At 33.5% G+C, this 14,865-nt stretch carries 13 protein-coding genes; 1 reads left to right on the forward strand and 12 read right to left on the reverse strand.

Annotation, left to right across the window (positions count from 1 at the left end):
- Positions 1 to 20: 20 nt before the first annotated feature.
- From secA to FP433_RS05770, 4 genes are all read right to left on the reverse strand, one after another.
- Positions 21 to 2,420 (reverse strand): preprotein translocase subunit SecA, encoded by a 2,400-nt coding sequence (gene secA / locus FP433_RS05755; RefSeq protein ID WP_265486563.1) that lies wholly within the window; start codon positions 2,418 to 2,420, stop codon positions 21 to 23.
- A gap of 132 nt (positions 2,421 to 2,552) precedes the next feature.
- Positions 2,553 to 3,098 carry a ribosome hibernation-promoting factor, HPF/YfiA family gene (hpf, locus tag FP433_RS05760; RefSeq protein WP_265484128.1) on the reverse strand — a complete coding sequence of 182 codons (546 nt, stop codon included), beginning with the start codon at positions 3,096 to 3,098 and terminating at the stop codon, positions 2,553 to 2,555.
- Positions 3,099 to 3,175: 77 nt separating this feature from the next.
- Entirely contained in the window at positions 3,176 to 3,850 is a 675-nt protein-coding gene (locus tag FP433_RS05765) for a ComF family protein (protein ID WP_416202969.1), read from the reverse strand.
- Entirely contained in the window at positions 3,847 to 5,121 is a 1,275-nt protein-coding gene (locus tag FP433_RS05770) for a DEAD/DEAH box helicase (protein WP_416202982.1), read from the reverse strand. The genes FP433_RS05765 and FP433_RS05770 overlap by 4 nt, the downstream gene beginning before the upstream one ends.
- Before the next feature lie 39 nt (positions 5,122 to 5,160).
- Between FP433_RS05770 and FP433_RS05775 the strand changes: the two genes are divergently transcribed.
- Complete coding sequence (locus FP433_RS05775) at positions 5,161 to 5,823, forward strand: YigZ family protein (protein WP_265486566.1); 663 nt, start codon at positions 5,161 to 5,163, stop codon at positions 5,821 to 5,823.
- An 11-nt stretch (positions 5,824 to 5,834) separates the two neighbouring features.
- On the opposite strand, the gene FP433_RS05780 is transcribed toward FP433_RS05775, so the two are convergent.
- From FP433_RS05780 to FP433_RS05815, 8 genes are all read right to left on the reverse strand, one after another.
- Positions 5,835 to 6,983 (reverse strand): glycosyltransferase family 4 protein, encoded by a 1,149-nt coding sequence (locus tag FP433_RS05780; protein ID WP_265486567.1) that lies wholly within the window; start codon positions 6,981 to 6,983, stop codon positions 5,835 to 5,837.
- Between the two features lie 96 nt (positions 6,984 to 7,079).
- Positions 7,080 to 8,723: a ribonuclease Y gene (gene rny, locus FP433_RS05785; protein WP_265484122.1), complete on the reverse strand. Its 1,644-nt coding sequence runs from the start codon at positions 8,721 to 8,723 to the stop codon at positions 7,080 to 7,082.
- Between the two features lie 124 nt (positions 8,724 to 8,847).
- A complete protein-coding gene (gene recA, locus FP433_RS05790) occupies positions 8,848 to 9,900 on the reverse strand; it encodes a recombinase RecA (RefSeq protein ID WP_265484121.1) in 1,053 nt (350 codons plus the stop codon).
- Positions 9,901 to 10,061: 161 nt separating this feature from the next.
- On the reverse strand, positions 10,062 to 10,640 hold the full coding sequence (gene pgsA / locus FP433_RS05795) for a CDP-diacylglycerol--glycerol-3-phosphate 3-phosphatidyltransferase (protein ID WP_265484120.1): 579 nt from the start codon (positions 10,638 to 10,640) through the stop codon (positions 10,062 to 10,064).
- Between the two features lie 2 nt (positions 10,641 to 10,642).
- A complete protein-coding gene (locus FP433_RS05800; protein ID WP_265484119.1) occupies positions 10,643 to 11,626 on the reverse strand; it encodes a helix-turn-helix domain-containing protein in 984 nt (327 codons plus the stop codon).
- A gap of 55 nt (positions 11,627 to 11,681) precedes the next feature.
- Positions 11,682 to 12,410, reverse strand: coding sequence for an elongation factor P 5-aminopentanone reductase (ymfI, locus tag FP433_RS05805; protein ID WP_265484624.1), 729 nt, complete (start codon positions 12,408 to 12,410; stop codon positions 11,682 to 11,684).
- Between the two features lie 22 nt (positions 12,411 to 12,432).
- Positions 12,433 to 13,650, reverse strand: a complete 1,218-nt coding sequence (locus FP433_RS05810; RefSeq protein WP_265486568.1) for a M16 family metallopeptidase — start codon at positions 13,648 to 13,650, stop codon at positions 12,433 to 12,435.
- Positions 13,647 to 14,861 (reverse strand): M16 family metallopeptidase, encoded by a 1,215-nt coding sequence (locus FP433_RS05815; protein ID WP_265486569.1) that lies wholly within the window; start codon positions 14,859 to 14,861, stop codon positions 13,647 to 13,649. Before FP433_RS05815 ends, FP433_RS05810 begins: the two co-directional genes overlap by 4 nt.
- Positions 14,862 to 14,865 lie beyond the last annotated feature (4 nt).

Genomic DNA, 14,865 nt, shown 5'->3' on the forward strand with positions numbered 1-14,865 from the left:
GCTTAATGCCTCCCTTTTGATTAGCGACTAAGATTTTGTCTAATTTGAGCTTTCATAAATAAGCGGGTGGCATCATATTCGATGTTGCTTATCATTTCCTCAAACATTCGATAACCAGCTTCTTGATATTCAACTAATGGGTTTAATTGTCCATATCCACGTAATCCTACCGATTGACGCAACTGATCCATTGCATCAATATGATCTGTCCAGTGATCATCAACTACACGTAGGATAACAACCTTTTCGAATTCTAATAAGTCCTTAGGATCTGCTAGTTGCTTTTCTTTTTCTTCATAATTTTTATTAGCAATCTCATATAACTTCTTCTTTAACTCTTCTGCAGAAAGATTTTTAAGATCTACCTTTTTAGCGGTTTCCTCATCAGTTAAGCAGGAAGCAATGAAATCACGGATTTGGTCATTACGCCAATCCTTCTTATCACCTTGCGTATACATGTCAATTTGATGATCAATTGTACGTTTAATCATTGGACGTAAAACATATTGAAGAGAATGGTCTTCTTCAATAACTTTCATTCGTTCGGCATAGATAATTTCACGTTGAATTCTCATAACATCATCATATTGTAATGTTTGCTTACGTGTATCATAGTTATTACCTTCAACACGCTTTTGTGCTGATTCAACCTGTTTGGTTATCATACGACTTTCAATGACCTTTTCATCATCATTATCCGAAATTCTATCTAAAAACATTTTTACACGTTCTGAGCCAAAACGTTTCATTAAATCATCTTCTAGTGAAAGATAGAATCTTGTAGTTCCTGGATCACCCTGACGACCAGAACGTCCTCGTAACTGGTTATCAATTCGACGTGATTCATGTCTTTCGGTACCGATAACTGCTAATCCTCCAAGTTCTTTAACACCTGGTCCCAGTTTAATGTCAGTACCACGTCCGGCCATATTGGTAGCTATTGTTACTGCACCTTTTTGACCCGCATTCATAACTATTTCAGCTTCTTTAGCATGATTTTTAGCATTTAAAACTGCATGAGGGATGCCTTCCTTATCCAGTAAGTGACTTAGGCGCTCTGAACTTTCAATTGCAACAGTCCCTACTAGAACAGGTTGTCCCTTAGCATGACGCTCCTTAATTTCTCTAACTACAGCATCAAATTTAGAATCTAATGATGGGTAAAGAAGATCTGGTTTATCCTTTCTTGCAATTGGGCGATTAGTAGGAATTGGAATAACTTGCATATTGTAAATTTCACGAAATTCTTCTTCTTCAGTTTTACCTGTACCAGTCATCCCTGATAATTTTTTGTACATTCTAAAGAAGTTCTGATAAGTAATAGTCGCTTGAGTTTGAGACTCTTCCTGAATTTGAACGCCTTCTTTGGCTTCGATAGCTTGGTGAAGACCGTCCGAGAAACGACGTCCTTCCATAACACGTCCTGTGAAAGAATCAACGATCATTACCTCACCATTCTGCACCACATAATCAATATCTTTAAGCATAATATAGTTTGCTCGTAAAGCTTGATCAATATGGTGCACTAATGCTTGGTTTTCAATATCATACAAATTCTTTAACTTAAAGTATTTACATGCTTTTTGAATTCCTTGATTGGTCAAACCTATAGTCTTAGTTTGCCAGTCAATCTTATAATCACCATGATCTTCTTTATCGTCTGCATCATCATCACTTTTATCTTCAACTAACGTTTTAACAAAACGATCAGCTTGGATATAATCACCAGTAGCTTGCTGTGCTTGTCCAGAAATAATTAAAGGTGTTCTAGCCTCATCAATTAAAATCGAATCAACCTCATCAATAATTGCATAATTTAATGGTCTTTGCACCATTTGATCTTTATAGACAACCATATTGTCTCTTAAATAATCAAATCCTAATTCTGAATTAGTAGAATAAGTTACATCACAGTTATACGCTTCTCTTTTTTCGTCTGGGGAAAGCTCGTTAAGGTTTAATCCTACAGTTAAACCAAGCCACTTATATAACTGACCCATTTCACTTTCATCACGACTTGATAAATACTCGTTAACAGTTACTACGTGTACACCCTTACCAGTCAAAGCATTTAAATACACTGGCATAGTAGCTGTTAAAGTCTTACCTTCCCCCGTCATCATTTCAGCAATATTACCCTTATGCAAAGCAATACCACCAATTATTTGAACACGATATGGATAAAGTCCTAAAACCCTTTTTGCTCCTTCGCGTGCAGTTGCAAATGCTTCTGGTAAAATATCATCTAATGTTTCCCCATCTTCTAGGCGCTTGCGAAACTCAGGGGTTTTTTCTTTTAATTGTTCATCAGTTAATTTGCTATATTCATCTGCTAACGCTTCTACTTTGTCAGCAATTTTTTCGAATTGTTTTAATTCACGTTTATCAACGTCATAAAGTTTTTTTAGAATATTTGCCATTAAAATCGGTCCTTATATTTTATAGTTTTACATAAGTCTAAATATACTAAGTAATTTTACCATTTTTTAGCCAAAATGAGAAATCGATAGTAAATAAAAAATCTTCTAAGTTGACCTTAGAAGATTTTTTATTTATTCGTTGGTTTCAATCAAGCCATATTTACCATCATTTCTTTTATAAACGATACTAGTACCATTTGTATCAGCATCTTCAAAAACAAAGAAATCATGTCCTAGCAAATCCATTTGCAATACAGCTTCTTCAGCTTTCATTGGCTTTAAGTCTAAATGCTTATTACGTACAATTTCAAATTCACTTGGAGTTTCTTGTTCTTCACTTGTTTCTTCTAAGAAGTAATCCTTTAATCCCTTTTCACGGTTGCGACGATTAATCTTAGTTTTATACTTTCTAATTTGACGTTCAAGCTTTTCAGATACAAAATCAATGCTCTTATACATATCATCAGTAGTCTCTTCAGCACGTAAAACTAAGTATGGAAGGATAATCGTAACTTCAACTTTTGCACTGTCATCCTTATAAACTTTCAAATTAACATGTGCAACTACATCAGAGTCTACTTCAAAATACTTTTCTAATTTTGAAAGGCGTTTTTCAACATATTCTCTTAAAGCATCTGTAACTTCGATATTTTCTCCACGAACATTGTATTTTAACATAAAGCTTCTCCTTTCAACGTCGTTTAAATTTTATCTATAATAATTATAGCAGTAATGAAAGCGCTTTGTCTAATGTTTTACCTTGCAATTGTAAAACTTTTTATTTCTAAATTAGGATATTTTTTTATTAAAGCATCCCTTGCATGATAAAGGGTTCTACCGGTTGTATAAATATCATCTAATAAGACTACTTGGCCCTCAATCTTTACTCCTTCAATTGCTTCAAAGCTCTGGTTAGCCATCATCCTCTCTTTTTTACTCTTTTCCCCTTGAGCCTCTTCAGTATTTAATTTGGTTAAAAGTGGTGTAAGCGGCACTAAAGAATTAAAAATTTCATAGATTGTATCGTACTTTCTCTTTTTTCGGTGATCCAAAGATGTTGGAATTGGCACATAATAATCTGCTTGCGGCACCTTATCATAAACTAATTCTGCTAATACTTTTCGTAATACATAATCCCCATAACGCTTATAATTTACCATTAAATCATGAAAAGCACGATTATATTCGTAACAAGCCTGATTAATTAATACTTTATCTTTATAACTTTCCTGCCATTTTTTGCAATCTTGGCAAATATCATCTTTATCCATCTTTTTATGGCAAATTTTACAATATTTATTTGAAATCTTTTTGAATTTTTTAAAACAAGTACTACAAATAACTGGCTCATGAATTTTTTTAAACAAAAATAATTCTTTAAAATTTATGGTCGGTCTATAGTGACTCTCACATAATAAACAATAACTCATCGATTCATCTCCAATATTTTCCTTTTAGCCTCTTTAATTTCCTTGGTGTAACGATGGTAACAAAAAATAACATTTCCTGTTTTATCAGCTTTATTTCTTCCTACTCTTCCTGCAATTTGAACTAAAGAAGGTGTTGTATATATTGGATCATCTGCTGCAACCACAATTACCTGTACACTTTTAAAAGTAACTCCTCGCTCCAAAATAGTTGTGGTAAGTAATAAATCAAACTTTCCTTGGCGAAAATCCAAAATTTTTTCTTGTCTATATTCATCTTGTGCATGAACACCTGTTATCCTTAGCTTAGAAAAATTATGCTTTAAAATTTTTTCATAGACTGGAATTTGAACTATTTTCGGAACAAATACTAATACAGGTTTTTTCAAAGTCAGAAGGCTTCTAATTTCCTTTACTAATTTCGGATGAATCCTTTTATTTTTTATAAATGGTCTTACGAACATCTTTTCTTGCGGAACAGGTAATTTTCCACCATGGAAGCGATGCTTCAAAATTGAATACCCTATCTTATTACTTTTTGCTTGAATTAATAGCGAGTGATCAGGTGTAGCAGTTAGATAAAAAATTACTCCTTTTTCTTTAATAGCATTTTTTGTTCCATAATATAACATTAGGTTGTTACGATAAGGAAAAGAATCAACTTCATCAATAATTAAGAGGTCAAATGCTTGATAAAATTTTAAAAGTTGGTGAGTAGTACAAATAATTAATTGTTCATCCCTTGCCTCAAAGTATTCTTTTCCATGGTATTTACCAATTTTCACACTTTCAAACGCAGCTTGAAACCTTGGGAATAATTCATTTACTACATCAATTCTCGGGGTAGCTACCCCTACTCTTTTACCAGTGCACAAAGCAAAATTTATTGTTTCAAACAGCATTTCTGTCTTTCCAGCTCCTGTTACTGCATGAACTAAATGATTACGTCTTTGTTTTAAAGAATTAAGTAAATCTTGTGAAACTTGCTTTTGGTCTAAAGTTAGCTCACCTTGCCAGCTTAATAAATTCTCTTTTGGAGGATACTGAATTTGCTCCAAACTTTGGTATAGAAAATCTCCCTCACAAATTCTTCCTAATCCAATACAAACTCGACAGTATTTTTTCCCATTAGGAAGTGTAAACTTAACCAGAGAATTACACCTTTGACACCTATTTTGAAAAATTCCGGCAACTTTTTTCAATTTCAAATTTGTGGTATCGTTATTTTGACCTTTAAGCCACTGACGACCTGCAAGAACTATCTTCACTTCAATTCACCTCAATTTTAATTACGCAAAGGAAAGGAAATAATTTTGGCAGAAATCAAAAAATATCTTACTTTAAAAGAGGATGGCGCCCACGAACTAATTATCAAAAAAAGTCGTTTTATTTGTTCAATGAAGCGAACCGAAAATGTACAACAAGCTCAAGAATTTATTAAATCTATTTCAAAAAAATACCATGATGCCACCCATAATACTTTTGCTTATACAATTGGTTTAAATGATGATCAAGTTAAAGCAAGTGACAATGGAGAACCATCTGGAACAGCAGGAATTCCAGAACTCAAAGCTTTACAATTAATGAATCTAAAAAACGTAACCGCCGTCGTCACAAGATATTTTGGTGGTATCAAACTAGGTGCTGGTGGTTTAATTCGCGCTTACTCTAATTCTATAACTGAAGCCAGTGAAGCAATTGGTGTAGTTAAATGTGTATTACAACAAGATATTACTTTTGAAATACCTTATAATCGTGTTGATGAAATTAATCACTATTTTAAAAAAAATAATACCTTTGTTGCAAAGCAAGAATATGGAACTCAAGTTACTATTACTGTTTCTTTAGATATGGACCAAATTGAAGGATTCAAAAACGATTTAACTAACCTCTTGGCTGGAAAAATTGCATTTAACGATGGCGAAAAGCACTTCAACGAAATTCCTGTATCAAAAATGAATTATCGCGAGCAATAAAAAAAACACCTTTATTGGTGTCTTTTTTTATTATGAGTTTTTTTATCTTCTAAGTGGTGTACTGAAACTTCTGGATCTTTACGCCCCATCTTTTCAATATTTTTTTGAAACAAATGTAATAATGGTTTGTACCTTTCTCCCAATAACCCTATTGTTTCTACAAAAATTTCTAATGCAAACGCTAGTCCAATTATTAATAGCCAGACACCCCACTTTGGTGCAGCTAACATCAATAATGATACAAAAGCAAATATCAATGAAAGCCCATAAATAGCTAATACAGTTTGACGATGAGTTAATCCCATTTTCATCAATTGGTGATGCAAGTGATGCTTATCTGCTTCTGAGATTGGCTTTTTGTTTAATTTACGTCTAATCATCGCATAGACAGTATCAGTAATAGGTACTCCTAAGATAATAATGGGAACTAGCAAAGTAATAAAGGTAACGTTTTTCAAGCCTTTTAGAGACAAAACTGAGATCATGAAACCAATATAAAGTGCGCCAGTATCTCCTAAAAATATTTTTGCGGGATGAAAATTATAAGGTAAAAATCCTAACAAACAGGCTGCTAACATGATACAGGCAATTGGAACGTAAACTTGCGCATTCTGCAAGAAGAAAAAGCCTACAATACCCATTGTTACTAAGGAAATCATGGAGACTCCTGTTGCCAATCCATCTAACCCATCAATTAAATTAACAGCATTGGTTAATGCTAAAATCCAAAAAATAGTTAAAGGTAGGCTCCACCACCATCCCAATTGTAGGGTACCCACCCAAGGAAGTGTAATTTCACTCATCTTTATTCCAGCTAAAAAATAAATAATTAATGCTGCAACAAAAATTCCTAACATTTTTTGTCGGGGTTTTAATTCTAAAATATCATCAACTAATCCAGTCAAGATAATAGCACTCTCTGCTAATAAAATTGAAAACAATTCATGCGTTGGAAATTGGTTCCTTAATAAAATAAACTCCCCAATACTGAAAGCTACAAAAATTCCTAGCCCACCAATCGTCGGCATTGGCTTTTTATTAACTCTCCTAGCATTTGGATTATCCACTGCCCCTAAGACGAATGCTAGCTTTCGAATAAAAGGCGTGATAATTGCTGATATTATAATTAATAAAAATATCTTAATGATTATTTGAAACATAAACAGCTACTTTCTTAATCTTCTTGTTCAATTATACAAATCTCCCACAAGAAAGACAATTTCCAAATAAAAAAAGCCGGAATTATCTTCCGACTTTTATTTAGCAATCGCAACTGCTCTTTTTTCTCGAATAACCGTAATTTTAATATTACCAGGATAATCCATTTCATTTTCAATACGATTTTTCAGATTTCTTGCTAATATTATTGTACGATTATCAGAAATTTTATCAGGTTCAACCATTACTCTAATTTCACGCCCTGCTTGAATTGCGTAAGCTTGTGCAACTCCTTGATAACTCTTAGCGATTGTTTCTAATTGTTCCAATCGCTTGACATAGTTTTCAAGAGATTCACTTCTAGCTCCGGGACGAGCTGAAGAAATTGTATCTGCAGCTACAACCAATTCTGCAATAAATGACAATTTTGGTACATCATCATGATGGGCCGCAATCGCATTAATAACAACATCAGGTTCATGGTATTTGCGAGCTAGTTCAACACCAATCTCAACATGAGAACCATCAATTTCGTGATCAATTGCTTTCCCAATATCGTGTAATAATCCTGCACGTACCGCTACCTTTTCATCTAAACCAAGTTCTGCGGCCATAACTCCTGTTAACTTACCTACTTCAATTGAATGAGCTAATACATTCTGACCATAAGATGTCCGATACTTTAAGCGACCTAGAATTTTAACCAATTCTGGGTGCATCCTATGAATTCCTAATTCCATTAATGCACCCTCTCCTGCTTCGTAAATATCGTCATTAACTTCTTTACGAGCACGATCTACTACTTCTTCAATACGAGCTGGGTGAATTCTACCATCCTTAATTAAGCGCTCTAAAGCTCTTTTGGCAATTTCACGTCTAATTGGATCAAAGCCACTAAGCACCACTACATCCGGCGTATCATCAATAATGACATCTATTCCAGTTAAAGCTTCAAATGAGCGAATATTACGTCCCTCACGACCAATAATCCGCCCCTTCATGTCATCATTTGGTAAATTGACTACAGAAACAGTTTTTTCAGCTACAGTATCAGCTGCGCTACTTTGAATAGCGTCTACAATAATCTTTCTAGCAAAATGATCAGCCTTGGCCTTAAATTTTTCATTGCTTTCTTTAATTAAAGTAGCTTTTTCGTTAACTAATTGTTCTGAAAGTTGATCTAAAATAATCTTTTTTGCATCTTCACGTTCTAAGTGAGCTACTTCATAAAGTTTATTTTCTCGTTCAGTAATTAACTCATCAGCTCTTTTGTCTTTTTCTAAAACTTCTTGCTGATGCTGATTTACTTGGTTTTCCTTTAAAGTGAGCTGATTTTCTCTCTTATCGAGAAGATTATCTTTGTGATCAATCGCATCTTCGCGTTGTAATAAACGGTTCTCTTGACGAGTAATTTCTTGGCGACGCTCATTTAATTCAGTTTCTACTCTTTCCCGATAGTTATGAATTTCTTCTTGCGCTTCCAGAATTTTTTCTTTTTTACTTGCAGCAGCTTCTTTTTTAGAATTTTCTGTAAATTCTTTTAACGCCTTTTTTTTCTGTTCAATCTCATCTTGAGCTTTTTTTCTTTCATTATTTGCTTCGCTCAAAATATGTTTTGCATCATTTTTGGCGTTTTGAGCCTGCTTTTCCCATTTATTTTTACGAAGTGAATAACCACCAATTCCACCCACACAGGCAAAAACAATAGCGACAGCTACAGGAACTATAATTGTGTTTATCATATATACTATCGCCTTTTTATTAGAATTATTCACACATATTAATAATAAAAGTATCGTTAAATAATGTCAATCTAACAATCTTTACCTGTAATTTTATTTCTCAACAAAAAAACTAGGATAAATCCTAGTTTTCCTTCTTATTTCCCTCATCTTTAGTTTTTTCTTGAGGTGTTTCTTCGTTCTCTTCTTCCATTCCATACGCTTGGCGCACAAGTTTGTTTACTTCTGCATAAACATCTGGATTCTCTTCAAGATAATGCTTAGCATTTTCTCTACCTTGTCCAATACGGTCATCTCCGTAAGAATACCAAGCACCCGCTTTATTGATAATGTCTTTTTCAACAGCCATATCAAGCAATTCACCAGTCTGAGAGATTCCTTGCCCATACATGATGTCTACTTCAGCTAGTCTAAATGGAGGAGCCACCTTATTTTTGACTACTTTAATTTTTGTTCTATTACCTACGGCTTCGCTATTTTGTTTAATTTGTTCACCTCGACGAACTTCCAAACGAATCGTTGAATAGAACTTCAAAGCACGTCCACCTGGGGTGGTTTCTGGATTACCAAACATTACTCCAACTTTTTCACGGATTTGATTAATAAAAATCGCAATTGTTTTTGTTTTAGAAATATTACCAGATAACTTACGTAAAGCTTGACTCATTAATCTTGCTTGTAAACCAACATGGGAATCTCCCATTTCTCCATCAATTTCTGCACGTGGAACCAAAGCAGCTACAGAGTCCACTACCAAAATATCAATTGCACCACTAGCTATTAAAGTATCCGCTATCTGTAAACCTTCTTCTCCAGTATTTGGCTGGGAGAGAATTAATGAATCAATATCTACTCCCAAAGCAGTAGCGTAAGCAGGGTCCATTGCATTTTCAGCATCAATATAAGCAGCTGTGCCACCACGCTTTTGAACCTCTGCTACTGCATGAAGTGCCACAGTAGTCTTACCAGAACTTTCTGGTCCGTACATTTCAATGATTCTTCCACGTGGATATCCACCAACACCTAGCGCTGCATCTAAAGCTAATGAACCAGTAGGAACAGTAGAAATTTGGGTATCTACTTTATCACCCATTCTCATTACTGCACCTTTACCAAAGTCCTTTTCAATCTTTTTCAAAGCAGCTTCTAAAGCTGATTTCTTACCATCTTTAGCCATGTTCTCGCTACCTCCTTAATAAAAGTTACTCTTAATATTATACTTGGTTTTCTTGCTAAAAACAAGAAAAAAGCGAACATAAGTTTTTTATTTTTACTTCAACTCTATTTACGCAAATATTAATTTTTTTCACAAAAAAAAGCGAAATTAATCGCTTTTAATTACATTGAACCTTTAAATACATCCCAACTTTGGTGGAAATAATCCCAACCAGAGTAGATAGTAAATACTAAACAAATATATAACAAAATTGATCCAATATAGAAAATATTTCCAATTAATAAGAAAATTATCGATAACATTTGAGTGGTCGTTTTAATCTTACCTGGCATCTTTGCAGCGATAACTTCACCATCATTTTCAACTACAATTAAACGTAGTCCAGTTACTGCAAGTTCGCGACAAACAATAATTGCAACTACCCACGCAGGTGCCAAACTTTGTCCATTACTCTTAAGGTTTACTAAAAAGATAAATGCAGTCATTGTTAACATTTTATCAGCTAAAGGATCGGCAAATTTTCCAAAGTTTGTTACCAAATTTCTAGCTCTCGCAATGTGTCCATCTAAGAAGTCTGTAAATGAGGCAATTGCAAATACAATAGCAGCTAAAACTTGATTCCAATAAATTGTGAAGCCTGCTACATCCACATGACCAGCTGGCCAATTAAAGATTAAAAGTAGCATAAACACAGGAATCATAAAAATTCTAAATACGGTTAATTTATTTGGTAAATTCATTCTTAGTTATTTTGTCCTCCATTTACTCTAGTAGTATTTTGGTTGTTAGTTGTAGTGGTTGAGCCACTTGTTACCACTTGACTAGTGGCCGCCTGAGACGATGACTGAGTAGTACTTTGAGTACTTGATTGTGTAGCACTACTACTTGAGCTAGTAGCTTTTGCATTTCCAAATACCAATTTTACAGTTAAAGGTCTATTCGATTTGGTGAAAGGAACAGTCTTGCCACCAATCGTTAAAGTGGTAGTTTGAGTATTACCTAAGTTAATTGAAACATTTTTAACATTTTCTCCTAACTTTAGCGTATGCTTTTGATTTGCTGTCAGCGTTCCTTGCCAAATCGCATTGTCGTTAGCAGAAACTTGAGCCCAAACAGTAGCAGTCGTCGTTGCTAATTTTAAAGTTCGGTTAGTCTTTAAACCAGTTACACGGTAAGAATTATCTCCAATCTTTGTGACTTTAACACCTGTAGCTACTGATGGCTTTACACTAGATTTTTTGACACTGCTCTTAGAAGAACTAGTTGAAGAGACTGTTACATTATCTTGTTGATCAGTTGCAGATTGTTGGTTTGATCCTGAGAAAAAGTGTGCATATACTAAGTAAACAATTAAAATAATTACTAAAACTCCGATAACAGTCGCAATCTTAGGTAAATATCCTTGCCATTTACCCTTTTTACTGTTTGTCGTCTTTTTAATTTCTTCACTTTTATTATCAATTGAATTTTCCACATATTCTTCTGGTTTTGCTTGTGGTACTTCTGATTGAAAATCTTCTAGTAATTCTTTTCCATTGAGCCCTACAACATCTGCATACTGACGAATAAAAGCTCTAACATAAAAGTCACCAGGTAATTGATCAAATTCATTATTTTCGATTGCCGTTAAATACCGTCGTTGAATTTTTGTAATCTTCTCAACATCTTCAACAGACATTCCTTTATCTTTTCTAGCTTTTTTTAACTTATCTCCAATATCTGCCATAATAACCTCTCACTTTAAGCAATATTTACTATGAGTATAACAAAATTAGCGCCCTTTAAACAAGCCATCCACCATCAACATAAATCGTTTGCCCAGTAAAATAATCAGCTTGAGGACTTAAAATATTTTTCACCCAAAATGAAATATCACTTGTCTTGGCTAAACGGGCAGCCGGAATTTCTTGTCTTACTTCTTCAAGAGTCTGCTCGGAAAATATCGAATTCATTTCCGTAGCGACTGCTCCTGGTGCAATAACATTTACTGTTAAGTGACTAGAAGCTACTTCTCTTCCGTAGCCTTGAGCAAAACTACTTAATGCACCCTTAGTTGAACTATAAACTGTTTCCATTGCGCTGGCTTGTTCTCCATAAACTGAGCCAATAAAAATTACTCGACTATGGTCTTTATTCATTAATTTTGATTCTAATAAATTCAAAATTTTAATTGGTGTAATAACATTGATTTGAAAAATTTGGTCAATTTTTTCTAAAGATTGACTTCCTAAAAAGTTAAAATCAGTAATTCCTTGAGAAAAAATTACTGCATTCACTGGGAGTAAATTTAAAATAACTTTTTTCAATTCTTCGTTTCCTACCTGAAAACTCAATTTTAATGGTAAAAAATCCTGCTGAGGATATGCAATAGTCAATTCTTCACACATTCTTTTTGCCTTTTCAACTTGATGGACACCATGGATATACAAAGACCAGCCATCTTTAGCTAAATCTTGTGCAATTTGTTTACCTATTCCACCAGTCGCACCAAAAATTATTGCTCTTTTCACAACTAATTTCACTTTCTAACCTTTAACGCATTATTGCGCTAAAAATTTCGACCTTATCGACGATTTCATTATAATAATTTGCAAAATCATTGAAACTTAAATTACCAAATCTTTGAACTAATTTAAGTAAATCCTCTTTTTCAAGCATCATTTCTGCACTTTCAATCGCTAATTCTTCAATTTGATCCAATTTTCTTTTCATTTCAGCAATATACTCTTTTTTCTGAATTTCAAATAATGCTTGATCACCCTTACCATTAAAAATTAATTTTTTTATTTCTTCAATTAATTCTTCAGGCTTTGGGCTCATACCAGATATTAAGGCAAAATTTCCTTCACGTGTATAATTTACCTTAATTGCAAGGGGAGAATTAAGTAATTTATCTTTTTGAAATTTTTCAAATCCCTTACTCATTAAACCTAGATTTTGCTCTAGATAAGCTTCAACTATTGTTTCCATTAATTCATTACTTGAATCAAATAATTTAAAATCAGGTAATTTAATTCCTATGCATACCCGCGCACTAATTACTTCTGCTGGAATTTCAAGTTGAGTTTCCTCTTTTGAAATAGCAGGTTTAATTTGAGGAAGGGGGCGACTTTGAGGACGCAAGTATTTTTTCTGAAGTTTATCTACTTCCTCTAAAATTTCTCTTACTTCTGCTTTAGTAAAACCTCCACAGGCCACAAATTTCATATTTCCAGCAAAGTAATGTTCTTCATAAATTTCTTGCAAAATTTGTGGGGTCATTTCTGATAGTGATTGCTGAGTTCCTGTCAAATCAAGTGCTAAATTTGTTTGTGGGAACATCATTTCCAAAACTTGGTGTTGTAACTCCCAATTTGGATCTTCTTGATACATTGCTAATTCTTGTGCAATAATTTCCGCTTCCTTTTGTACATTCTCCTTTGTAAAATAGGTTGTTCCTACTAATTCAAAGAGCAAATTTGTCACTTGAAGTGAATGGTCAATAAAATTAGCAAAATACATTGTTTCATTGTAAGAAGTGAAAGCATTAGTATTCGCTCCTAATTCTTCAAAGCGATGCGAAATATCTCCATGCTTTTTAGCAAATAATTTATGTTCCAAAAAATGGGCCCCACCAGCTAATTTTTGCGGATCACTTCCCCCAAAATCAACGATTATCCCCATAAACTTTTTCACAAAATGATGACGAAGAATTATTTGTGCTTCAAACCCAGATGAAAAGCTTTTCTTTATAGTGTCTAATTTTTTCATACTAAATAATACCTTTCGTTTATAAAGAGTGTTTTTGCAAATTCAATCATTTGCTCACTAGTGAATTCTTCTACTACTTTGACCCGATCTTTAAAAGTTGTCTCTCTACCGCGCAAACTATTAGTTAACATTTGTACAATTTCGATTCCTTGACGATCTGGAGCTTCCAAATAAATTCTTTTAAGTGCTTTCTTTGACTTCTTAAATACTTCTTGATCCACTACCCCATTTTGAATTTTCTTAATGGAATCAATAATTATTTTTTCAACTTCACTATATTTATTTTTATCAATTGAACTACTAATTAAAAACATGGAATTATTGAAATAATCAACAGCTTCAATTCCATAAGCTGCTCCAAGCTTTTCTCGCACATCGGTAAATAATTTAGAAGATTCATCCCCAGCCAAATAATGACTTAAAAATAGTCCCCCAAATTGGCGAATCCGTCGCTCTAATTTTTGCCCATAGCCATATCCCACTAATATTTGACCTTGCAAACTTTTATGGGGAGCAACTTTTTCAATTGGTTCTTCTATGGCTGCAATGGTTAAATCCTCTACTTTAAATTCTTTCTCAAAGCCTTCATTTGTTAAATGTTTTTGGAGATAGTCTGTAATTGTATCAGGATCCATTGCTTGGCCTAAGCAGATACTTGGAGCCTTCTTTAACCCTTCAAAAAAATCTTGAAGATCTTTTATACTAGCATCTTCTAAATCTTCAATTGAGCCAAATAGTTGACTAGCATACTGTGGTTTATTTCGATACCAAGTTTCTAAAAATTCCTTATATCCTAAATTAGCTGGAATATCATAGAAACTTTCATATTCTTCCTTTAACTGATTTTTAGCTAATTGCATCAATGTTTCATTAAATAAGGGATTATCAATTATTTCAAAAAATAGTTCAATAATTTTTTTATAATTATAATCAGGATCCAAAATTTGACTTGGTTCTACGAAATTTATTACATATTGCATAATAATTTGATTACCAAATACCTCTGGAAAAATATCTAGTTGAGCATCATATAGTTCGTCCAAAGCAGTGGTTTGGTTACGAATTCCTGGATAAAGAATACTTGCATTTGACTGCATAGTAGCTAACAAAGTAGCTAATGCTAAATTTTTCTTTGATAGTGGCACACGCAAAAAACAGCCAATAGTGGCTGTTGTAAATTTAATGTTATGATCAATTTTTATATTTGTCATTTAA

It is taken from the genome of Lactobacillus sp. PV012 (genome assembly GCF_014522325.1).
Classification (GTDB): domain Bacteria; phylum Bacillota; class Bacilli; order Lactobacillales; family Lactobacillaceae; genus Lactobacillus.